20 protein-coding genes are annotated in these 21,259 nt (G+C 63.9%); 12 read left to right on the forward strand and 8 right to left on the reverse strand.

The genetic code is table 11. From position 1 onward, the window contains the following. Together F6S12_RS08215 and F6S12_RS08220 are read left to right on the forward strand one after the other, a co-directional pair. A partial coding sequence (locus tag F6S12_RS08215) for an alpha/beta fold hydrolase (RefSeq protein ID WP_409999837.1) occupies window positions 1-292 on the forward strand: 292 nt, incomplete at its 5' end. Then, window positions 285-1,115: an AraC family transcriptional regulator gene (locus F6S12_RS08220; RefSeq protein ID WP_011064036.1), complete on the forward strand. Its 831-nt coding sequence runs from the start codon at window positions 285-287 to the stop codon at window positions 1,113-1,115. The genes F6S12_RS08215 and F6S12_RS08220, both read left to right, overlap by 8 nt. A gap of 101 nt (window positions 1,116-1,216) precedes the next feature. On the opposite strand, the gene F6S12_RS08225 is transcribed toward F6S12_RS08220, so the two are convergent. Together F6S12_RS08225 and F6S12_RS08230 are read right to left on the reverse strand one after the other, a co-directional pair. Next, a complete protein-coding gene (locus F6S12_RS08225) occupies window positions 1,217-2,071 on the reverse strand; it encodes a sulfurtransferase (RefSeq protein ID WP_053160329.1) in 855 nt (284 codons plus the stop codon). A gap of 33 nt (window positions 2,072-2,104) precedes the next feature. Beyond that, a complete protein-coding gene (locus tag F6S12_RS08230; RefSeq protein WP_011064038.1) occupies window positions 2,105-2,776 on the reverse strand; it encodes a TetR/AcrR family transcriptional regulator in 672 nt (223 codons plus the stop codon). A 99-nt stretch (window positions 2,777-2,875) separates the two neighbouring features. On the opposite strand from F6S12_RS08230, the gene F6S12_RS08235 reads away from it, so the two are divergent. From F6S12_RS08235 to F6S12_RS08255, 5 genes are all read left to right on the forward strand, one after another. Continuing rightward, window positions 2,876-4,351: a coniferyl aldehyde dehydrogenase gene (locus tag F6S12_RS08235; protein WP_315868840.1), complete on the forward strand. Its 1,476-nt coding sequence runs from the start codon at window positions 2,876-2,878 to the stop codon at window positions 4,349-4,351. Window positions 4,352-4,378: 27 nt separating this feature from the next. Further along, window positions 4,379-4,924, forward strand: coding sequence for a twin-arginine translocation pathway signal protein (locus tag F6S12_RS08240; RefSeq protein ID WP_315868832.1), 546 nt, complete (start codon window positions 4,379-4,381; stop codon window positions 4,922-4,924). Between the two features lie 173 nt (window positions 4,925-5,097). Next, window positions 5,098-6,693: a GMC family oxidoreductase gene (locus F6S12_RS08245; protein ID WP_053154363.1), complete on the forward strand. Its 1,596-nt coding sequence runs from the start codon at window positions 5,098-5,100 to the stop codon at window positions 6,691-6,693. Between the two features lie 115 nt (window positions 6,694-6,808). Continuing rightward, complete coding sequence (gene coaD, locus F6S12_RS08250; protein WP_003176711.1) at window positions 6,809-7,288, forward strand: pantetheine-phosphate adenylyltransferase; 480 nt, start codon at window positions 6,809-6,811, stop codon at window positions 7,286-7,288. A 134-nt stretch (window positions 7,289-7,422) separates the two neighbouring features. Next, window positions 7,423-7,674: a YfhL family 4Fe-4S dicluster ferredoxin gene (locus tag F6S12_RS08255; protein WP_011064042.1), complete on the forward strand. Its 252-nt coding sequence runs from the start codon at window positions 7,423-7,425 to the stop codon at window positions 7,672-7,674. 63 nt (window positions 7,675-7,737) lie between these two features. On the opposite strand, the gene mutM is transcribed toward F6S12_RS08255, so the two are convergent. Next, window positions 7,738-8,550 carry a bifunctional DNA-formamidopyrimidine glycosylase/DNA-(apurinic or apyrimidinic site) lyase gene (gene mutM / locus F6S12_RS08260; protein ID WP_011064043.1) on the reverse strand — a complete coding sequence of 271 codons (813 nt, stop codon included), beginning with the start codon at window positions 8,548-8,550 and terminating at the stop codon, window positions 7,738-7,740. A 33-nt stretch (window positions 8,551-8,583) separates the two neighbouring features. Continuing rightward, the gene (locus F6S12_RS08265; RefSeq protein WP_162865006.1) at window positions 8,584-9,396 is read right to left on the reverse strand and encodes an HDOD domain-containing protein; all 813 of its coding nucleotides are present in this window, start codon (window positions 9,394-9,396) and stop codon (window positions 8,584-8,586) included. Window positions 9,397-9,623: 227 nt separating this feature from the next. Between F6S12_RS08265 and F6S12_RS08270 the strand changes: the two genes are divergently transcribed. The 4 genes from F6S12_RS08270 (at window position 9,624) to F6S12_RS08285 (ending at window position 14,491) form a co-directional block, all read left to right on the forward strand. Further along, entirely contained in the window at window positions 9,624-10,820 is a 1,197-nt protein-coding gene (locus F6S12_RS08270; protein WP_011064045.1) for a class I SAM-dependent rRNA methyltransferase, read from the forward strand. Between the two features lie 410 nt (window positions 10,821-11,230). Beyond that, window positions 11,231-12,310, forward strand: a complete 1,080-nt coding sequence (locus F6S12_RS08275; protein WP_315868833.1) for a SagB family peptide dehydrogenase — start codon at window positions 11,231-11,233, stop codon at window positions 12,308-12,310. Further along, window positions 12,310-13,287, forward strand: coding sequence for a diiron oxygenase (locus F6S12_RS08280; RefSeq protein WP_315868834.1), 978 nt, complete (start codon window positions 12,310-12,312; stop codon window positions 13,285-13,287). Before F6S12_RS08275 ends, F6S12_RS08280 begins: the two co-directional genes overlap by 1 nt. Next, a complete protein-coding gene (locus F6S12_RS08285; protein WP_015637383.1) occupies window positions 13,280-14,491 on the forward strand; it encodes a multidrug effflux MFS transporter in 1,212 nt (403 codons plus the stop codon). Before F6S12_RS08280 ends, F6S12_RS08285 begins: the two co-directional genes overlap by 8 nt. Before the next feature lie 30 nt (window positions 14,492-14,521). Here the strand turns inward: F6S12_RS08285 and F6S12_RS08290 are convergent, their stop codons facing one another. Continuing rightward, on the reverse strand, window positions 14,522-15,091 hold the full coding sequence (locus F6S12_RS08290) for a hypothetical protein (RefSeq protein ID WP_315868835.1): 570 nt from the start codon (window positions 15,089-15,091) through the stop codon (window positions 14,522-14,524). Window positions 15,092-15,392: 301 nt separating this feature from the next. Here F6S12_RS08290 and ilvD point away from each other — a divergent pair, with 301 nt between their 5' ends. Continuing rightward, entirely contained in the window at window positions 15,393-17,234 is a 1,842-nt protein-coding gene (gene ilvD / locus F6S12_RS08295; RefSeq protein WP_015637385.1) for a dihydroxy-acid dehydratase, read from the forward strand. Between the two features lie 213 nt (window positions 17,235-17,447). On the opposite strand, the gene F6S12_RS08300 is transcribed toward ilvD, so the two are convergent. From F6S12_RS08300 to F6S12_RS08310, 3 genes are read right to left on the reverse strand one after another with little or no spacing between them, the layout of a single operon-like run. Beyond that, the gene (locus F6S12_RS08300) at window positions 17,448-18,671 is read right to left on the reverse strand and encodes an SGNH/GDSL hydrolase family protein (RefSeq protein ID WP_011064051.1); all 1,224 of its coding nucleotides are present in this window, start codon (window positions 18,669-18,671) and stop codon (window positions 17,448-17,450) included. Between the two features lie 2 nt (window positions 18,672-18,673). Then, on the reverse strand, window positions 18,674-19,819 hold the full coding sequence (locus F6S12_RS08305; RefSeq protein ID WP_053154373.1) for an SGNH family hydrolase: 1,146 nt from the start codon (window positions 19,817-19,819) through the stop codon (window positions 18,674-18,676). After that, the gene (locus F6S12_RS08310; RefSeq protein ID WP_026020235.1) at window positions 19,806-21,206 is read right to left on the reverse strand and encodes an MBOAT family O-acyltransferase; all 1,401 of its coding nucleotides are present in this window, start codon (window positions 21,204-21,206) and stop codon (window positions 19,806-19,808) included. The genes F6S12_RS08305 and F6S12_RS08310 overlap by 14 nt, the downstream gene beginning before the upstream one ends. Between the last annotated feature and the right edge of the window lie 53 nt (window positions 21,207-21,259).

Below are 21,259 nucleotides of genomic sequence, written 5' to 3' on the forward strand. Positions count from 1 at the left end.
CACCGCGCCGCTGCACGGCTTTGCCGATGCCCAGGACTATTACCGCCGTGCCTCCAGCCGCTATTTCCTGGGGCAAATCCGCACCCCGACCCTGATCATCCAGGCCGCGGACGACCCCTTCGTATTCCGTCACAGCCTGCCCGAAGCCAGCGAGCTATCCGCCAGCACCCAGCTCGAGCTGCAGGCCAAGGGTGGCCATGTGGGTTTTGTCGACGGCAGCCTGAAACACCCCGGCTATTACCTGGAGCGGCGGATCCCGCAGTGGTTGGCTGGCCTGGATCGCCATGGATAAGCCAGCCCGGGAATCGATCCGCTTCTGGCAGAGTGCGCCCCTGGCCGGGGTCGAGTTGCTGGCCGCGCGTTACATCGAGCAGCGTTTCGTGCCCCATGTGCATGAGGGCTATGTGATCGGCATGATCATGGCCGGTGCCCAGCGCTACCGCTATCGCGGAGCCGAGCATTTGGCGGGCAGCGGCACCCTGGTGCTGATCAACCCGGACGAGCTGCACACCGGGGCCAAGGGCGTGGAAGACGGCTGGCTGTACCGCGCCTTCTACCCGGAGAACCAGCAGATATTCGGCCTGCTGGATGAACTGGAACTGCCCAGCGGCAGCCTGCCGGCCTTCGGCGCCACCTTGTACCGCGATCCGGACCTGGTACAGGGTTTTGCCCGGCTGCACCACCTGCTGGAAAGCCCGGCCACGGCCCTGCAACAACAGACCCAATGGCGAGAAATGCTGCTGTTGCTGTTGCAACGGCACGCCGGAGTGCGGGCACCAGGTGAACCGGGGCAGGAACACCGGGCCATCGTCCAGGCCAAGGAGTTGCTGCGCTCGCAGTTGGCGGCGCCGCCTTCACTGGAGGAACTGGCAGCAGCGGTGAACCTGTCACCGTTCCATTTCGCCCGGGTGTTTCGCCGGGCTACGGGGATTCCGCCCCACACCTGGTTGATGCAACAGCGCATCGCCAAGGCCCGGGCCTTGCTGCGTGATGGCTGCCTGCCCCTGGAAGTGGCGACACAACTGGGGTTTGCCGACCAGAGTCACCTCAGTCGGCAGTTCAAGCAGGTGTATGGGGTAGCGCCGGCGGCTTATCGCAGTGCCGTTCTGCAGTAGGGCGGTGCGGCTTTCGCGAGCAAGCTCGCTCCTACAGGTTCGCGGGGGCCTGCGGGCCGTAGGAGCTGGCTTGCCAGCGAAGGGGCTACGGGTAAAGGCCGTCAGTCACCGGTGGCGACAGGCCGCTGCGCATCAGTGATCCACTCGCTCCACGAACCGGCATACAGCCGCCCCAGGGGGTAGCCGGCCAGGCTCAGGGCAAACAGGTTGTGGCAGGCGGTGACGCCAGAACCGCAATAGGCCACCAGTTGCTGCGGGTCACGCCCGGCCAGTTTCTGCGCGAAACGCTGCTTGAGCTGATCGGCCGGTAGAAAGCGCCCATCCTCCCCCAGGTTGTCGGTGAACGCCGCGCATTGCGCCCCGGGAATATGCCCGGCCACCGGGTCGATGGGTTCCACTTCGCCACGAAAGCGCGGCAAGCCACGGGCATCCAGCAGGGTCAGGTCCGCCTGGCCCAGGCGCTTGCCCAGGTGCTCGGCATCCAGCAGCAGGCTGTGATCAGGGTGCCCGACGAACTGCCCCGGCGCGTTTTCCGGGGCATCCAGGCTCAGCGGCAGGCCAGCGGCGTGCCAGGCTTTCAGGCCACCATCGAGAATGAAAACGCCATCACGCTTGCCCAGCCAGGCCAGCAACCACCAGGCACGAGCGGCGTAGGCACCGGGACCATCGTCATAGAGCACGATCTCGCTGTCGTTATCGATGCCCCAGGCCTGCAGGCGCGCCACCAACTGCGCGGGCTCCGGCAACGGATGCCGACCGGTCACGCCCTTGATCACCGGCGCGCTCAGATCCCGGTTCAGGTCCGCGAAATGCGCCCCGGCGATATGCCCGTCGGCGTAACTGCGCTGGCCGTAATCCGGGTCTTCCAGAGCAAAGCGACAATCCAGAATCACCAGGCCGGGCTGCTGTTTCTTCTGGTCCAGGGCAAGCGGGCTGATCAACTGCGCGAGGGGCATGGCGGGCTCCTGTGAATAAGTTGGAGGTTGATCCTACTGCACTTCTTCCAGGGCTTGGGCCAAGGGCACATAAAACTCTTCGAACAGGCCGTTGACCGCTTCCCGGGCCTGGTCGGTGACGAAACCGGCCTCCAGCACCAGCACCTGGTACACCCCGCGCTTGATGGCTTCTTCGCTCAGGTGCGTGGAGTTTTCCCGGGTCGTGCACAGAAAACGCACCCAGGAGGTGAGGATGATCCAGGCATTGAGGGTCAGGGATTCGATCTGCACCTTGTCCATGGCGACGATCCCGGCGTCGACGAAACGCCCGTAGATGGCCATGCCCTGGATCAGGCAGCGCTGGGAAAAACGTCGGTAGCGCGCAGCCAGCTCGGGGTCGCTGTCCAGCAGGTGCTCCAGGTCGCGGTGCAGGAAGCGATAGCGCCACATGGCCGCCAGCAGAGCCTGCAGGTAGTAGCGCTTGTCTTGCACGGTGACCGCGCGCCCGGGGGGCGGTCGAAGGAAGCTGTCCACCAGGCTTTCGTACTCGGCAAACAGCACGGCGATGATCGCCTGCTTGTTGGGGAAGTGGTAGTACAGGTTGCCCGGGGAAATCTCCATGTGCGCCGCAATATGGTTGGTGCTGACGTTACGCTCGCCCTGCTGGTTGAAGAGTTCGAGGCTGAACTGGACGATGCGTTCGCGGGTTTTTATGCGTGGGGCCATGGGCGTGGGCTTTAATCAGAAGGCTGGCGTGCATCTTACGTTCTATCCCCCCGGGGATAAATCGCCACCGGCGCAGGAGGGCAATTGACATTTTAGAGCATAAGCTCTAAAAAACTAGCCACCTTACAAAGACGGAGCCCGTCCATGTCTGCCGAAATCGCTTACCTGCAGGATTCCCTTCAGCAACAGGACGAGCTGCTTGAGCTGTTCGAAGCCCAGCGCCGGGCCTTTGCCGCCAACCCGATGCCCCCCGCAGCGCAACGCCAGCAATGGCTGAAGGCACTGCGGGAGCTGCTTAACAACGAGCGCCAGGCCCTGATCGATGCCATCAGCCAGGACTTCAGCAACCGCAGCGCCGACGAAACCCTGCTGGCCGAGCTGATGCCCAGCCTGCACGGCATCCACTACGCCAGCAAACACCTGAAGAAATGGATGAAGCCGTCCCGCCGCGCCGTGGGCCTGGCCTTCCAGCCGGCCTCGGCCAAGGTGGTCTACCAGCCCCTGGGGGTGGTCGGGATCATAGTGCCGTGGAACTACCCGCTGTACCTGTGCATGGGCCCGCTGGTGGGGGCGCTGGCCGCCGGCAACCGAGTGATGCTCAAGCTCAGTGAGTCCACACCCGCCACCGGGCAACTGCTCAAGCAACTGCTGGCCCGGGTCTTCCCCGAGGACCTGGTGTGCGTGGTGCTGGGCGAGGCCGAGGTGGGCATGGCGTTTTCCAAGCTGCGCTTCGACCACCTGCTGTTCACCGGCGCCACCAGCATCGGCAAGCACGTGATGCGCGCCGCCGCGGAAAACCTGACCCCAGTGACCCTGGAACTGGGCGGCAAATCCCCGGCCATCGTCTCCAGCACCGTGCCCCTCAAGGACGCGGCCGAACGCATCGCCTTCGGCAAGACCCTCAACGCCGGGCAGACCTGCGTCGCCCCGGACTACGTACTGGTGCCGGAAGAGCGCGTCGGCGCCTTTGTCGAAGCCTATCGCCAGGTGGTACGCGGTTTCTTCCCGACCCTGGCGGACAACCCCGACTACACCGCCATCATCAACCAGCGCCAGCTGGCGCGGCTCAACGGTTACCTGAGCGACGCCACCAGCAAGGGCGCGCAGCTGGTGCCACTGTTCGAGCAGAGCCAGGAACGACGCCTGTGCCACAGCCTGCTGCTCAATGTCAGCGATGACATGACCGTGATGCAGGACGAGATCTTCGGCCCGATCCTGCCCATCGTGCCCTACCGGACCCTGGACCAGGCCTTCGCCTATATCACCCAGCGTCCGCGCCCGCTGGCGCTGTACTACTTCGGCTACGACAAGGCCGAGCAGCAACGGGTGCTCAACGAAACCCACTCCGGCGGCGTGTGCCTCAACGACACCCTGCTGCATGTGGCCCAGGACGACCTGCCGTTCGGCGGCATCGGCCCTTCCGGCATGGGCCACTACCACGGGCATGAAGGCTTCCTGACCTTCAGCAAGGCCAAGGGGGTGTTCATCAAGCAGCGGTTCAACGCCGCCCGCCTGATCTACCCGCCGTATGGCAAATCGATCCAGAAGCTCATCCAGAAGCTGTTCATTCGTTAACCAGTACAACGCCGGGTAATAACAACAATGACCCCTAGCCTGTCTGAAACACCCGCGCTGTCACGGCGCGGCCTGCTGAAAATCGGCCTCTGCGCCAGCGCTTTCCTGGCCACTGCCGGGCTCGGCGCCAGCCTCAGCGGTTGCTCCGCCAGCACGCCCGCCAGCGGTTTCACCATGCTGCGCAGCAATGACCTGCCGTTCCTGCGGGCGCTGATCCCGGTGATGCTCGAAGGCGCCGTACCGGCGGACAAGATGCCCGCCGCCATCGAAGGCACCCTGGCCAACCTGGACAACGCCCTCAATCACCTGTCGACCGAGATGTTCAAGCTCACCCAGCAGCTGTTCGATGTACTGGGCATGGCGGTCACCCGCGGTCCGCTGACGGGGATCTGGGGCAGTTGGGAAAACGCCAGCGCGGATGACATCCGCAATTTCCTCAGACGCTGGGAAAACAGCTTCCTGGCCTTGCTGCGCATGGGCCATGCCTCGTTGCTGCAATTGGTGATGATGGCTTGGTACACCCGGCCCGAGTCCTGGGCCCATTGCGGTTATCCCGGGCCACCGAAGGTCTGACCGGCCTTTGTAGCCGCTGCCACAGGCTGCGAACGAGCGGGACGCTCGCGGGGCACTGGGGGTTCGGCTGCAGATCGTCAAGCAAGGCCCTGGGGCCTTTTCGCAGCTTCGCAGGCTCAGCAGCGGCTACAGTGGATGCGCGCCGAGCCATCAATAATAAGAGAGCACCCGATATGCCTGTACCTGATCTGTTCCGCGAAGGCCTGAATCGTGGCTGGAAAACCTACAACGGCTCGCAGTTGGAGCAGGACCTGACCCTGGAAGCCGATGTCGCCATCATCGGCAGCGGCGCCGGGGGCGGCACCACTGCCGAGATCCTCAGCGCCGCCGGCTACAAGGTGCTGCTGATCGAAGAAGGCCCGCTCAAGACCAGCGACGACTTCAAGATGCTCGAAGACCAGGCCTACACCAGCCTCTATCAGGAGGGCATCGGGCGCATGAGCAAGGATGGCGCCATCACCATCCTCCAGGGCCGCGCCGTGGGCGGCACTACCTTGATCAACTGGACGTCGAGCTTCCGCACGCCTGACCCGACCCTGGAGCACTGGGCCCGTGAGCACGGGGTGGTGGGCCACAGCTCGGCCGAAATGGCGCCCTGGTTCGAGAAAATGGAACAGCGCCTGGGCGTCGCGCCCTGGGTCATGCCGCCCAACGCCAACAACGACGTGATCCGCAAGGGCTGCGAAGCCCTGGGCTACAGCTGGCACGTGATTCCGCGCAACGTGCGCGGCTGCTGGAACCTGGGCTACTGCGGCCTGGGCTGCCCGACCAACGCCAAGCAGTCGATGCTGGTGACCACCATTCCGGCGACCCTGGAGAAAGGTGGCGAGCTGCTGTACCTGGCCCGGGCGGAGCGCCTGCAGATCAAGGACGACAAGGTCACCAGCCTGCAATGCCAGGCCATGGACGCCCGCTGCGTGGCCCCCACCGGGCGCACCATCACGGTCAAGGCCAAGCATTACGTGCTGGCCGGTGGCGGCATCAACAGCCCGGCCCTGCTGTTGCGTTCCGATGCGCCGGACCCGCATTCGCGGCTGGGCAAACGCACCTTCCTGCACCTGGTCAACTTCTCCGCCGGGCAGTTCGACGAGGTGATCAACCCGTTCTACGGCGCGCCGCAGTCGATCTATTCCGACCACTTCCAGTGGCAGGACGGCACCACCGGCAAGATGTCCTACAAACTTGAAGTGCCGCCCCTGCAGCCGGCCCTGGCCAGCACCCTGCTGGGCGGCTTCGGGCCGCAGAGCGGGCTGTCCATGGAGCAATTGCCCCACACCCACGCCATGCTTGCCCTGCTGCGGGACGGCTTTCACCCCGACAGCACCGGCGGCAACGTCGAACTGCGGGGTGACGGCACCCCGGTCCTCGACTATCAGGTTTCACCCTACGCCTGGGACGGACTGCGCCGGGCCTTCCACAGCATGGCGGAGATCCAGTTCGCTGGCGGCGCCAAGGCGGTCAAGCCGCTGCACAGCGATGCACGCTTCGCCAAGAGCCTCGACGAAGTGCGGGCGCAGATCGACGGCCTGGACCTGGCCCTGTACCGCACCCGCCTGGGCAGTGCCCACGTGATGGGCGGTTGCGCCATGGGCGAAGATCCGAAAACCGCGGTCACCGACAGCCTCGGGCGCCACCATCAACTGCACAACCTGTCGGTCCACGACGGCTCGCTGTTTCCCACCAGCATCGGCGCCAACCCGCAGCTGTCGGTCTATGGGCTCACGGCGCAATTGGCCAGCGCCTTGGCGGAGCGCCTGAAAGCAGTGTGAAAAAGCGGGATATTCTCGTCGTCTATAGTGCTTTCTTCCCTAAAAGGCGACTTGGCCGACCGGGAAGGCTGCGATACCATCCGACTCCCCAACGGATTCCCGCCAGGACGACGCGATGAACCGAGTGTTGTACCCAGGTACCTTCGACCCTATTACCAAGGGCCATGGCGATCTGGTCGAACGCGCCTCGCGCCTGTTCGACCATGTGATCATCGCCGTTGCCGCCAGCCCCAAGAAAAACCCGCTGTTCCCCCTGGAGCAGCGCGTGGAACTGGCGCGCGAGGTGACCAAGCATCTGCCCAACGTTGAAGTCGTCGGCTTCTCCACCCTGCTGGCGCATTTTGCCAAGGAGCAGAACGCCAATGTCTTCCTGCGCGGCCTGCGGGCGGTTTCGGACTTCGAATACGAATTCCAGCTGGCCAACATGAACCGCCAGTTGGCCCCGGACGTGGAAAGCCTGTTTCTCACTCCGTCGGAGCGCTACTCGTTCATTTCCTCGACCCTGGTCCGTGAAATCGCTGCCCTGGGCGGTGATATCACCAAGTTCGTGCACCCGGCGGTCGCCGACGCGCTGACCCTGCGCTTCAAGAAATAAGCCGCGCGGCCCCGCACCGGGGCCCTCGCCTGACGTCAGCCATCGCGCCCGCGTGCACTGTGGGCGTCAATACGGCACAATTGCGCGCATTCGTTTTTACATGCCCGGGCCTGCCGCCCAGGCCGGAGTACCCCATGTCCCTGATCATCACCGACGATTGCATCAACTGCGACGTCTGCGAACCCGAGTGCCCTAACGCGGCGATTTCCCAAGGCGAAGAGATCTACGTCATCGATCCGAACCTGTGCACCCAGTGCGTCGGCCACTACGACGAGCCGCAGTGCCAGCAGGTGTGCCCGGTGGATTGCATTCCGCTGGACGAAGCCCGCCCGGAAACCGAAGAAGAGTTGATGGCCAAGTACCGGAAGATCACCGGCAAGGCTTGAGTGATATGGCGCCCTTTCGGCTCCCACAAACACCTGTAGGAGCCGGCTTGCCGGCGAAGCTTCTCAGCTCTGGCAACGCGGGCAATAGACACTGGCCCGCTGGCCCAGCTTGATTTCCCGCAGCCCGGTGCCGCAGACCTTGCAGTTCTCCCCGCCACGCCCGTAGACGAACAGTTCCTGCTGGAAGTAGCCCGGCTGGCCGTCACCACCGATAAAGTCGCGCAAGGTGGTGCCGCCGCGCTCGATAGCGGCCGCCAGGATGCGTTTGATCTCGATCGCCAGCTTCAGGTAGCGCGCCCGGGAAATCCCCTTGGCTTCGCGGCGCGGGTCGATGCCCGCGGCGAACAGCGCCTCGGTCGCATAGATATTGCCCACCCCCACCACCACCGCGTTGTCCATGATGAACGGCTTGACCGCCATGGAACGTCCGCGGGACAGCTGATACAGGCGCTCGCCGTCGAACAGGTCGGTCAGCGGCTCGGGCCCCAGGCGCACCAGCAATTCGTGATTCAGCGGGTCGTGGCTCCAGAGCATGGCGCCAAAGCGCCGCGGATCGGTGTAGCGCAGGGCCAGGCCGGACTCCAGCTCGATATCCACATGTTCGTGCTTGGCCGCCGGCAGCCCGACCTCCACCAGACGCAGGTTGCCGGACATTCCCAGGTGGCTGATCAGGGTGCCGACTTCGGCATTGATCAAAAGGTATTTGGCCCGCCGCTCCACCAGCACAATGCGCTGCCCGGACAGGCGCACGTCCAGATCTTCGGGGATCGGCCAGCGCAAGCGCCGGTCACGGACGATGACCCGGCTGACTTTCTGGCCTTCCAGATGCGGCGCGATTCCGCGCCGGGTGGTTTCGACTTCCGGTAATTCAGGCATATGCGCCCCTGGTACTCATCGCGAAATGAACGATCAGTGCGCGCCCAGCTCGCGCACGGTTTCCTTGAGGTTCTCGAAGTCGTAGTCCGACAGGCCGACGTAATCGAGAATCAGGTGGCCGATGCTGTTCCACTCGTGGTCTTCCACCTGGTTGCCCAGCACCCGGTAGGACGCGCAGATGTGCTCGGCCATCTTGAGGATCGCCAGCAGGTTCTTCAGTTGGCTGTTGCGCGAGGATTCGTCGCTGAAGATCGCCAGGGCGTTGTGGTGGTTGGCAATGGCGTTGGTCACGTGCTCCGGCAGGCGCCAGGACTTGGCCGTGTAGTAGCCGACCACCGCGTGGTTGGTATTGAAGGCACGGTTTTCCGTGTCCACCACCCGCTGCTCCGGGCCGGCGCTGCCGTAGGCCTCTTCCAGCACAGTCATGTAGTCGGGGAAGCGCTTGAGCATCAGCGGCACGCCGCAGTCATGGAACAGGCCCAGGGCATAGGCCTCGTCCACGGCCTGGGAGCCGGTGCGCTTGGCCAGGGTCAGGCAGGTCATGGCCACGTCCTGGGCGGTGTCCCAGAAGCGGTTGAGGGTGACGATGGTTTCATCGCTCATCTCGCCCTTGATCGACTGCGCATTGATCAGGTTGATGATCGAACGGCTGCCCAGGAGATTCACCGCCCGCTGGATCGAAGCAATCTTGTTGCTCAGCCCGTAATACGGTGAATTGACGATCTTCAGCAACGCGCCGGACAGGCCCGGGTCCTGGGAGATCAGCTTGGCGATCACCTCCAGATCGGGATCGGGCATGTACTGCTCCATCTGCAAATCCACCATGATTTGCGGTTGGGGCGGCACGCTGATGCCTTGCAGGGCCTGTTGAATCTGTTCGGCTGATAGCTCTTGGGACATAAGTACACGCTCTGGGTGAGCCGGGGATTCTAACCTCTAACACGGGAATGTTGGGCGACCGGACAGGAACTTTACCCAATGGTTGCGGCAAAGGGCTCCCGCCGCAGGTCCATTGGCCATCGCTTGCGCCCCGCGACGGGGTATAATCGCGCCCTTTTTTCCGGAGCGACGTCATGTCCCTGCCAAGCCTGCGCCTCAAAGCCAACGCCGATCGCCGCCTGCGCGCCGGCCACCTGTGGGTCTACAGCAACGAAATCGATGTAGCCGCCACCCCTCTGCACGGCTTCAAGGCAGGCGACCAGGCAGTGCTGGAAGCCGCCGGCGGCAAGCCCCTGGGCGTGGTCGCCATGAGCCCGAACAACCTGATCTGCGCCCGCCTGCTGTCGCGCGATGCCAAGCTGGCCCTGGACAAGTCGCTGCTGGTGCACCGCCTGAACGTGGCCCTGTCCCTGCGCGAGCGCCTGTTCGACAAACCGTTCTACCGCCTGGTGTACGGCGACTCCGACCTGCTGCCGGGCCTGGTGGTCGATCGTTTCGGCGACATCCTGGTGGTACAGATCGCCTCCGCGACCATGGAAACCCACAAGGACGACATCATTGCCGCCCTGACCCAGGTGCTCAAGCCCAGCGGCATCCTGTTCAAGAACGACTCCGCCGCCCGTGACGCCGAAGGCCTGGGCCGCTACGTCGAAACCGTGTTCGGCCTGGTGCCGGAGTGGGTCGCCCTGGAAGAGAACGGCGTGAAGTTCGAAGCCCCGGTGATCCAGGGCCAGAAAACCGGCTGGTTCTACGACCACCGCATGAACCGTGCCCGCCTGGCGCCTTATGCCAAGGGCAAGCGCGTGCTGGACCTGTACAGCTACATCGGCGGCTGGGGCGTGCAGGCCGCGGCTTTCGGCGCCAGCGAAGTGTTCTGCGTCGACGCCTCGGCCTTCGCCCTCGACGGCGTGGAGCGCAACGCCGCGCTGAACGGCTTTGCCGAGAAAATGACCTGCATCGAAGGCGACGTCTTCGAAGCCCTGAAGGAACTCAAGGCCAGCGAAGAGCGCTTCGACGTGATCGTTGCCGACCCGCCCGCCTTCATCAAGCGCAAGAAAGACCTGAAGAACGGCGAAGGCGCCTACCGCCGCCTGAACGAGCAAGCCATGCGCCTGCTCAACAAGGACGGCATCCTGGTCAGCGCTTCGTGCTCGATGCACCTGCCCGAGGACGACCTGCAGAACATCCTCCTGACCAGCGCCCGCCACCTGGACCGCAACATCCAGCTGCTGGAGCGCGGCGGCCAGGGCCCGGACCACCCGGTACACCCGGCCATCCCGGAAACCCGCTACATCAAGAGCATCACCTGCCGCCTGCTGCCCAACAGCTGAGCCACTGCCTGCCCAGGGACGCCACAGCATCCCTGGGCAACCGCTCGAGCGCCTCGCTCCCCTCTCGCCTCTCGCCGCCCGGGCCATTGGATATCCCAGGGAAACCCGCGCCCATATATCTATGATCCATCAAAGTAACTAGCCAATATCCTACAGTGCTCTAGGCAATCACTTACCTAATAACTACTTGATTCCTCTCTATTGCTGTCTACTCTTCGGAAGTCGCTTAGGAAGCGACATTCATTCAAATCGTTTAGGAGCAATAACAATGAAAGCTATCTCCCTCGAATCGAAAAAGATCGCCAACCTGGCTTGCCTCGCAGCGGCTAAATCCCGCTAAGTAATTGATGAACTGGGGAGTGCCGGCTACCCAGCTTCATCTTTGGTCAAGTTCAGAGTTTTAAAAGAACATGCAAATAAACCCGAACTTTTTCATACTTGCCCGCCCGCCCTTCACTGTTATCTGGAACTATAAAGATCACACTCAGTTCGAACTGGACTCGATCTATTCCACACGCCTCATACAACTTGTCGAAGACCCTTCGCAGTATGACGACAAGAATGAAATAGATAGTGCATTCGCCGCCGCCGGGCTCCTGTCCAACGAGACTTTCGAGCCACTTGAATGGGGCTGGGATGAACTGTCGCGGATCTTCCACATCGGCACCAAGAACCTGCCCTTCGAGCAAGTGCCCCAGGATATTCATGAGTGGTCCGCCCAATACCTCGAGCATTGCGATCAGGTACTGGACACCCCGGCCCCCTCAGCCCGCTTTGCCGAAACCTCCCACAATGGTCTGATCCGCCTGCCCGCGCCGGTACTGGAAACCGCCAGCTCCCTGAACCAGGTGCTGCTGCAGCGCAAGACTTCACGCTCCTTTTCCCAGCAGGCCGTGGCCCTGGAAGAGCTCAGCACCCTGCTCTACCTGTCCCTGGGCTACCTCAAGGAACGGGAAGCCGACACGGACGAGACCGTCCCCAAAGCCCTGCGGCCAAGGCGCAGCAGCCCTTCCGGCGGTGGCCTGAACGCCTGCGAGGGCTATGTCTATGCCGCCAGGGTCAGCGGCCTGGAGCCGGGCCTCTATTACTACCACCCGGAGCTGCACGCCTTGCGGCCCGTGCACCCGCTTCCCGAAGAGCCCCTGGGCCTGCTGCTGGCTGGCCAGCACTTCGTCAACGAACTGCCCCTGGGCCTGTTCCTGACCTGCCGCTTCGACAAGCTGTGGTGGAAATACGAACACTCCCGGGCCTACCGCATGGCCTATGTCGAGGCCGGGCATATCTCGCAAACCTTCCAGCTCGCGGCCACTGCCCTGGGCCTGGACACCTGGCTGACGGGAGCCCTGAGCGACGAGCGCGTGGAGCAATTGCTGGGGCTGCAGGACGCCGCGGAGCAGCCGCTGTTCTTTGTCGGCTGCGGCCAAGGTGATGGCCAGGTGCAATGCAAGGAACTCAAGGCCCTGATCGAACAGCGGGAGCGCGAACAGTAATGCACCCCGCTGCATCGTCCAAAGAGGCCCCGGCAGGCCGGCGTCCCTACTCCCTCGGCGACTGGGACAACCGCTCCGCGGTGCGCTCGCGCAAGAGCAGCTACCAGCTACCGCCCCACAGCGAGCTCGAACAGGAACTGCAGACCCGTGACTGGTTTCCGCCGGCCTTCATCCCCTACTTCGCCGACCCGGCCGTCCAGCACGCCGGGAGGACGGTACAGCAGCGCCTGGCGGCCAACCACCTGGTGTACTTCCTGCATTACACGACGATCCTGGAGCACAAGATCGTCAACCGTTCGGTGGAAACCCTGATCCACGGGGAACTGGCGATCGAGCTGCCGGAGACGATGAAAATCGCGGCCCTGCAGTTGTATACCGACGAGGGCTATCACGCCCTGTTCTCCTTCAAGCTGGCGGAGCAGGTGGCGAATGGTTACGCCATGCCAGCCTGGCAGCCACTGCCCAGGCGCATCCGCCTGATGCACGACCTGCTGGCCCGCTGCGCCGATTCTCAACGGTCCCTGGTCTGGTTCCTGCTGGGTTTCGTCTCCGAAACCATCATTGCCAAGGAGTTGCTGAGCATCACCGGTGACGGGCTGGTGTCCACGGTCTACCAGATGTTCAGGGAGCACCTGGAAGACGAGGCCCGGCACAGTCGTTATTTCAGCGAAGTGTTCGACTATGTCTGGGCACGACTGTCGCCGCAGCAGCAGGTTTTTTCCGCCAGCCAACTGATCGATATCATTTTCATCTTCGCTGCCGTGGACCAGGAGTGGCTGAGCGCAAGCCTGAACGAGGCCGGCATTCCCCTCGCCGCGGCACATGCCGCCATCCACAGCCTGATTCAGCCGAGTGCAGAAGTGCTGCGCGCCCGCTCGATCGCCGGCGCCACCCTGCAAGCCATGAAGCGCGCAGGTTTCTTCGAGCACGACGACAACCGCCGACTCTTCACCCAGACAGGACTGATCGATGCCTGAAATCAGGGATGACTCTGCCTCCACGACCAGGAAGGTCGGCGCCATTGTCTTGCTCATGGCCATGGTCATGCTCGGGGTGTTCCCGATCGACGTGCTCTTGCCTTCTTTTCCTGCACTGTCCCAACACTTTGCTACCAGCGCCGCCGACATCGCCCTGTCCGTCAGCCTGTTCGCCATCGGCATCTCGATCTCCCAATTGCTGATCGGCCCGCTGTCGGATGCCCTGGGCCGCAAGACCCTGCTGCTGGCCGGCATGGCCGTATCGGTCGGCGGCGCTCTGGGCTGCGTCTGGGCCAGGGACTACAACTGGTTTCTGGTGTTTCGCGTGGTCCAGGCACTGGGCTGTGGCTGCTTCGTGCTGTCCCAGGCGCTGGTCCAGGACCTGTTCGTCGGCCAGGAGCGCGACCGCCTGCGGATCCTCATGGTCACCGCCAGCGGCCTGTGCATTTCCCTCTCGCCCCTGGCCGGGACCCTGCTGCAAAGCCTGATGGGCTGGCCAGGCAGCTTCTATGTGTTCAGCGCGATTGCCGTCCTGGTGTTTCTCAAGGCGCTGGCCACCCTGGAAAACCCGCCGATCGTCAGGAGCGGCCCGCGCACCGGCATCCTCCAGGCCTACCGACGGGTCTGCAGCAACTTCAGTTTCGTCGCCTACTGGCTGATCTCGGCCATCGTCTTCGCTTGCCACTTCTCGTTCATCGTGGTGTCGCCGCTGATCTTCCTGGAGCAACTGCAGCTCAGCAGCTACGAGTTTTCCCTGACCCTGCTGCTCTACGGCGCGGCCTACGTGATTGGCGGAGTGGTAGCCGGGGTGCTCAACAAATACCTGGAGCCCGGCACCCAGATCATTACCGGGTTGTGCCTGATCTTCCTCGCCGGGCTGGTCATGCTGCTGTTGGCCAGCCAGTTCGGCCTGTCCATCAGCACGGTGCTGGTGCCGATGATCATCTGCACCGCCGGCACCACCATCACCCGGCCCGCCGCCACGTCCAGGGCCATGGAACTGTTCCCGGACAATGCCGGCGCCTCGGCCTCGGCCGGCAACACGCTGATTTTCGTCATGGGCGGGCTGATCAGCGCCGTGATCAACCTCAGCGCCAGCGACCTGCAGACCACCCTGGCCCTGAGTTTCATCGCCCTGAGCAGCGTCGGCCTGCTGGTCAACCAGCGCATCAGCCGCCGCGCCCGGAACCTGCGCCTGGCCTGAAGCCCGGATTGGCCCGGGTCCTGGTGGCCATCAGGCGCTTGTGGCAGCTCCCTCGCTGAAACGGGCCAGCCCGCGGCCAGTCAGGCACAGGCCAAGGGAGAAGGCCAGGGTCGGGCCGGCAAAGAACAGCAGGGACATCCACCCGCTCTTGAAAGGGTCGAGATGACGGTAAGCAAGCCACAGCTCGAACAGCTTCAGCACCAGCCAGGGCCATGGCAAGGCCAGCACCAGCCAGAGGACATTGCCCAGCAGGCGCCGGCCCAATCGTGCCCGCCCTTGCACCCGGCTCACCACGGCCACGGCGACCAGCAGCCCGGCCGCCACGCAGTACTCCATCCGTGGGCTGGAGGGTAGCTCGTCATACAGCCGTACCAGCCCCGCCGCCCCCAGGCCCAGCAGCAACATGAGCCCCCAGGTGCGCCACTGGCGCTGCTGCCCGGCCAGCATTTGCAACCCCCCGCCGCCCACCAGTAGCGCAGCGCCCGTTGCGACAATGCCCAGGCCGGACCAATCGCTGTACAACAACAGCCACATCAGCAGCAGCCCCTGCAGCAGGCCGACGCCCAGGCAGAACTTGAAGGATTGCAGAGTCGCGGACATTCCAGCTCCATTGGAAGGTAATCGAAGGGCGGCGAGTCTAAACCAGGATGGCAGCGTCCGGTGATATCCAGGCAATCAATGCCAGAGAGCGGCCTCGGCATTCCTTCCTGACGCCAGCGGTGTAGAATCGGCGAATTCATCGCCAGTCATCCCCCGGCGGGTTTATGAGCTCAGGCTGAGGCGCGCGGCGATCCCGCGGCGTCATCGGCAGCTTTCGGACACACGGCCATTTCTGAGTGTTCCCGAGGTCAATAGAAGCTCACTCCCCATTTGTTACCTGATTAGCCGCCCGGAGTGCTCCATGCCTGATTACCGCTCGAAAACATCCACCCATGGCCGCAACATGGCCGGCGCCCGCGCCCTGTGGCGCGCCACGGGGATGAAAGATGACGACTTCAAGAAGCCGATCATCGCCATTGCCAACTCCTTCACCCAGTTCGTCCCGGGGCACGTGCACCTGAAGGACCTGGGCCAACTGGTGGCTCGCGAGATCGAACGCGCCGGTGGCGTGGCCAAGGAATTCAACACCATCGCCGTGGACGACGGCATCGCCATGGGCCATGACGGCATGCTGTATTCCCTGCCGAGCCGCGAGATCATCGCCGACTCCGTGGAATACATGGTCAACGCCCACTGTGCCGACGCCATCGTGTGCATTTCCAACTGCGACAAGATCACCCCCGGCATGCTGATGGCCGCCCTGCGTCTGAACATTCCGGTGATCTTCGTTTCCGGCGGCCCGATGGAAGCCGGCAAGACCAAGCTCGCCAGCCACGGCCTGGACCTGGTGGACGCCATGGTCATCGCCGCCGACTCCAGCGCTTCTGACGAGAAGGTTGCCGAGTACGAGCGCAGCGCCTGCCCGACCTGCGGTTCGTGCTCCGGCATGTTCACCGCCAACTCCATGAACTGCCTGACCGAAGCCCTGGGGCTCGCCCTGCCGGGCAACGGTTCGACCCTGGCCACCCACAGCGATCGCGAAGAGCTGTTCCTGCGGGCCGGGCGCACCATCGTCGAGCTGTGCCAGCGCTACTACGGCGACAACGACGAGTCGGTCCTGCCGCGCAACATCGCCAACTTCAAGGCGTTCGAGAACGCCATGACCCTGGACATCGCCATGGGCGGTTCCACCAACACCATCCTGCACCTGCTGGCCGCCGCCCAGGAAGCCGAGATCGACTTCGACCTGCGGGACATCGATCGCCTGTCGCGCCACGTGCCGCAGCTGTGCAAAGTGGCGCCGAACATCCAGAAGTACCACATGGAAGACGTGCACCGCGCCGGCGGCATCTTCAGCATCCTCGGCGAACTGGCCCGTGGCGGCCTGCTGCACACCGACCTGCCCACCGTGCACAGCAAGACCATGGCCGAAGGCATCGCCCAGTGGGACATCACCCAGACCAGCGACGAAGCCGTGCATCACTTCTTCAAGGCCGGCCCGGCGGGCATCCCGACCCAGACGGCGTTCAGCCAGTCGACCCGTTGGGACAGCCTCGACGATGATCGTGAAAACGGCTGCATCCGCAGTGTCGAGCATGCCTACTCGAAAGAAGGCGGCCTGGCCGTGCTCTACGGCAACATCGCCCTGGACGGCTGCGTGGTGAAGACCGCCGGTGTCGACGAGTCGATCCATGTCTTCGAAGGCAACGCCAAGATCTTCGAGAGCCAGGACAGCGCGGTGCGCGGCATCCTCGCCGACGAGGTGAAGGAAGGCGACATCGTGATCATCCGTTACGAAGGCCCGAAAGGCGGCCCGGGCATGCAGGAAATGCTCTATCCGACCTCCTACCTGAAGTCCAAGGGCCTGGGCAAAGCCTGCGCCCTGCTCACCGACGGCCGCTTCTCCGGCGGCACCTCGGGCCTGTCCATCGGCCACGCCTCGCCAGAGGCGGCAGCCGGCGGCGCCATCGGCCTGGTGCAGGACGGCGACAAGGTACTGATCGACATTCCCAACCGCTCGATCAACCTGTTGGTCAGCGACGAGGAACTGGCGGCCCGCCGTGTCGAGCAGGACAAGAAAGGCTGGAAACCGGTGGAAGCACGCCCGCGCAAGGTGACCACCGCGCTGAAGGCCTACGCCCTGCTGGCCACCAGCGCCGACAAGGGTGCGGTGCGCAACAAGGCCATGCTCGACGGCCTGTGATCGTAGCCCGCCAATGAAAATGCCCCGCCAAGTGCGGGGCATTTTTTTTGACCTTGCCGGCGCTTGCGCTGGCAGCCTGGCCCCGTAGAAGCCGGCTTGCCGACGAAGGCAGCGTTGAACCTTGCATCACCCTCGACCGCGCCTTCGCTGGCAAGCCAGCTCCTACAGCAGCATTCAAGGTGGTGGCGCCGCCGCTGAAGCGGTGCCGGGAGCTCAAGGCATGCGTTCGCCCAACTGCCCGCGCAGGAAGCGATACAAGCCATCGGCGCTCTTGCGATAACCATCGGCGGTCAGGTGGATCAGGTCGTTGCGGGCCAGGTCGCTGCCCTGCCATTTGCTGATGGAGCAGTCCCCTCCCATGAACGCCTGCCAGTCCCAGAACAGGGTGCGACTGTTCTTCGCCACATCCTTCTGGATCTGGATGATCTGCCGCAACGGCTGGGGCTGGGAGGCCGCGCAACTGCCAGCATTGCGACGCTTGATGGAATCCGGCGGCCCCACCAGCAAAATCACGGTCTTGGGCAGGTTCTTGCGCAACAGCGCGACCTTCTCCTGCAACTGGCTGCGGTACAACTGCAGATCCAGGTCGTCGTCGAAGGCTTCGTTGGTGCCGTAGGCCAGCACCACCATGTCCGGGCGCAGGGCCTTGAGGGCTTCCAGCCAGCCGGGCTGCCACTTGTCCAGCACGTCCAGGCGTGCACCGTTGATCCCCAGGGCGGAATAGATCACCCCGGCGCTCTTCTGCCCGAGGATGTTCCAGCCGCCCAGGGCCAGGCCCTGGTTATTGGCCACGTTCAGGTCCAGGGGCAGGGTCAGGTTGTTGAACGGCGGGCTGAAGCGCCATTGCCCCCCCGTAGCGGCCAGCATGCGGCTGCTTTTGTTGAGGTTGTCCCGGGCGGTCAGGGTGCTGTTGCTGGACGCCTGGTACAGCGCGGAAATCCGGTACTGCTGGTTGCTCGGCTGGCGTTCGGCGATATGCACCCGCGCGCCTGGGGTCAGGGGCAGCGACAGGTAGCCGCCCAGGGGAAACTGGTTGCTCTGCTGGTTGCGTGCCGATACCAGGGACCACTGGCGCTTGGCGGCACCGAGAATCACCCGCTCATAGCGGGTGCCGGGCACCGGCGTGGCTGCCACGAAACCGATGCCGCCATCGCCGTATTGCGCCTGCAGCAGGCGCCGCACCTCACCGCTGAACAGGTCGGCGGCGGTGTGGGAGTCGCCCAGTTGCACAATGGTGATGGGGGTGCGGTTGGAAGTGCTGAATTTGCGTGCCAGCAGCGCCAGGTTCGGGTCGGTCCCGGTGGTCAGGACTTTTTTCGCCGTCATCCCGGACTTGGCCAGCGCCGAAGCGGGAGTGGCCTGGACCTCGGTGGTCGGGCTGCAACTGCTCAGCAAGGTGATGCCCAGCAACAGCGCAATGCCTTGCAGTCGCCCCATAGTCAGTGCTCCGTCAATTGTTGGCTGGGAAAGTTGATCAGCGAGATCACACGCTCAGCGATCAGCTTCTGCCCAGTGGTGGTGAAATGGATACCGTCGTCGACTCGGGTCTTGACCTTCTTGCCATCGCCGGTGGTGCGGTAATAGGAGAATTCGTCGCTCTGGTAACCGAGAATCTCGTTGGCCGAGACGTAGTGCTGGTGGTACTGCTCGATCTGGCCCTTGTACAGCTGGCTCAGGTAGGCCATGGCTGTAGACAGCTTGGGCTTCTCCATGTTCGGCGGCCCGACCCAGATCACCTGCACATTATGCGCCTGGGCGGTGTCGAGGATCGAATCGATGCGCTGGCGATAGGCTTCTTCCCAGTCCGGGGTCTTGAAGCGCAGGAACGGCTTGCCCTTGACCACCGGCATGTCCCAGGGGTCGTTGGGGCCGAGGAAAATCACCATCAGGCGAATGTTGGGGTTGCTGGCCAGGGTGCTTTCAACCGTCTTGGGCCAGTTGAAGAAGCTCGGGTAGGCAAGGCCGGTGCTCTGCTTGCTGAGGTTCAGGCTCTTGACGTTGTAGCGTTTGCGCAAGGTGTTGGCCATGTGCGGCGCCACGCCCTGCATCAGGGAATCACCGACGAAGAACACTTCATCCCCGGTGGCCAGGCTGGCCATCAGCGGCGTGGTTGCCCCCGGCTCGACCTTGGGCGGGTGGCTGACCACCGGGGCCACGGCCACCGGCTGCGGGTGCACTGCAGCCGGCGCCTGCGGAGCGGGATGCACGGGGGCCGGATGCACCGGCGCAGCATGGGCGGTCGCAACCGGCGCAGGTACGGGCGCAGGCTCCTCGGCCAGCGTCGGCAAAGGAGGCAGCTCTTGCTCCGCGGCGGCCTCGGCCACCATCACCTGGCCGGTAAAGCTGCCGACAAAGGCCACCCGGGCATTTTCCAGGGCCTGGTTGAGTTGCGCGCCAAAGCGCCACTGCGGGTTCTGCGACAACCCGGGGACCTCGCAGTCGTCGTGGTACTTCTGCTGGCAGTAGAGGCGGATCGACTGCTGGTTGAACCACACCAGCAGCAGGCTGGTGACCACCAGGGCGTAGAAGACCTTGGCCGCGCTACCGAGGCTGATCGACAAGGGCGAACGGTTAGAAACTGGCATAGATGAACCCCGGCACGCCCGACGGAGAGGCGAAGATGACCACGCAGATAAACAGCCCCAGCGGCACTGGATAGAACAGCCACGGCAAACCGGTGGCGGCATCGAACAGGCGGCGCAGCAGCGCCACGATCCGTGGGTAGAAGGCCACGAACAGCAGGCAGCCCAGCAGGCTGGCGCCGCCGCCGAGCAGGCCGCCCAAGGACAGCTCGCCCAGGCCCTTGAGCATGTCCATGGCATCGGAGAGGGTCGCGCAGCGGAAGAAGATCCAGGCGAACGCCACATAGTGGAAGGTCAGCAGCCGCGCCATGAGGTCGGCGCCGATCCAGCTCGGGCCCCGGGCCAGCAGCGGGCTGCACAGCTTGTACAGGGCCAGGCCGATACCGTGCAGCGCGCCCCAGATGATGAAGTTGGCGCTGGCGCCGTGCCACAGGCCGGAAATCAGCATCGCCAGCAGCATGTTCAGGTTGCCGCGCCACACCGGGCCACGGTTGCCCCCCAGGGGGATGTACACATAGTCACGGATGAAGGTCGACAGGCTGATGTGCCAGCGGCCCCAGAATTCCTTGAGGTTGCGCGCCGCGTAGGGGTAGTTGAAGTTCTGCGGTAGGCGGAAGCCCAGCAGCAGGGCGATGCCCGTCACCAGGTCGGTGTAGCCGCTGAAGTTGAAGTAGATCAGGAACGAATAACCGTAGACCGCACGCAGGATCTGCTCGGCAGAATAGGCCACCGGGCTGTCGAATACCGGGTCGACCCATTCGTTGGCCAGCCAGGAACTGAGGAAGAACAGCTTGACCACCGCCACCGCGATCAGGCCCAGGGCGCGCTGCGGCTCCAGCACCTGGCGCAACTGCGGCGGGTTGATCTGCGCCAGCATGGGAATCGCCCGGTTCACCGGACCGGCGATCAGGCTGGGGAAGAAGGCCAGGTACAGCGCCAGGTCGAAGGGCGAGCCCGGGGTCAGCTCACGGCGGTTGATCGACACCAGGTAACTGACCGAGTGGAAGGCATAGAACGACAGCCCCACCGGCAGCAGCACCTCCAGCAGCGGCAGCGACACCTCGACACCGAACTGGGCGAAGGCGTTCTGCACCGTACTGGTGAAGAAATCCTGGTACTTGAACAGGTAGAAGGCCCCGAGCACCAGCAGCAGCATCAGTCCGTTGACCCAGCCGCGCCCGGGGTAACGCTGGCTCAACAGGCCGAGCAGGTACACCAGGGCCGTGTAGCCCAGCAGGATGTAGAGGAAGTTCAGGCTGAAGCTGGCAAGGATCGCGTAACTGGCGACCAGCAGCAGGACGTTCTGCAAGCGCAGGCTGAAGCCCAGGCCCCAGTACAGAACGAAGAACAGGATGAAGCAGAGGCCGAATTCGATCGAGAGATAGCTCACAACGTAGTCCATTACGTGCAGTCGGGGACAAACCCGGCACAAGGGAGAGCAGG

It is taken from the genome of Pseudomonas sp. JV245A (genome assembly GCF_032424515.1).
GTDB lineage: Bacteria > Pseudomonadota > Gammaproteobacteria > Pseudomonadales > Pseudomonadaceae > Aquipseudomonas > Aquipseudomonas protegens.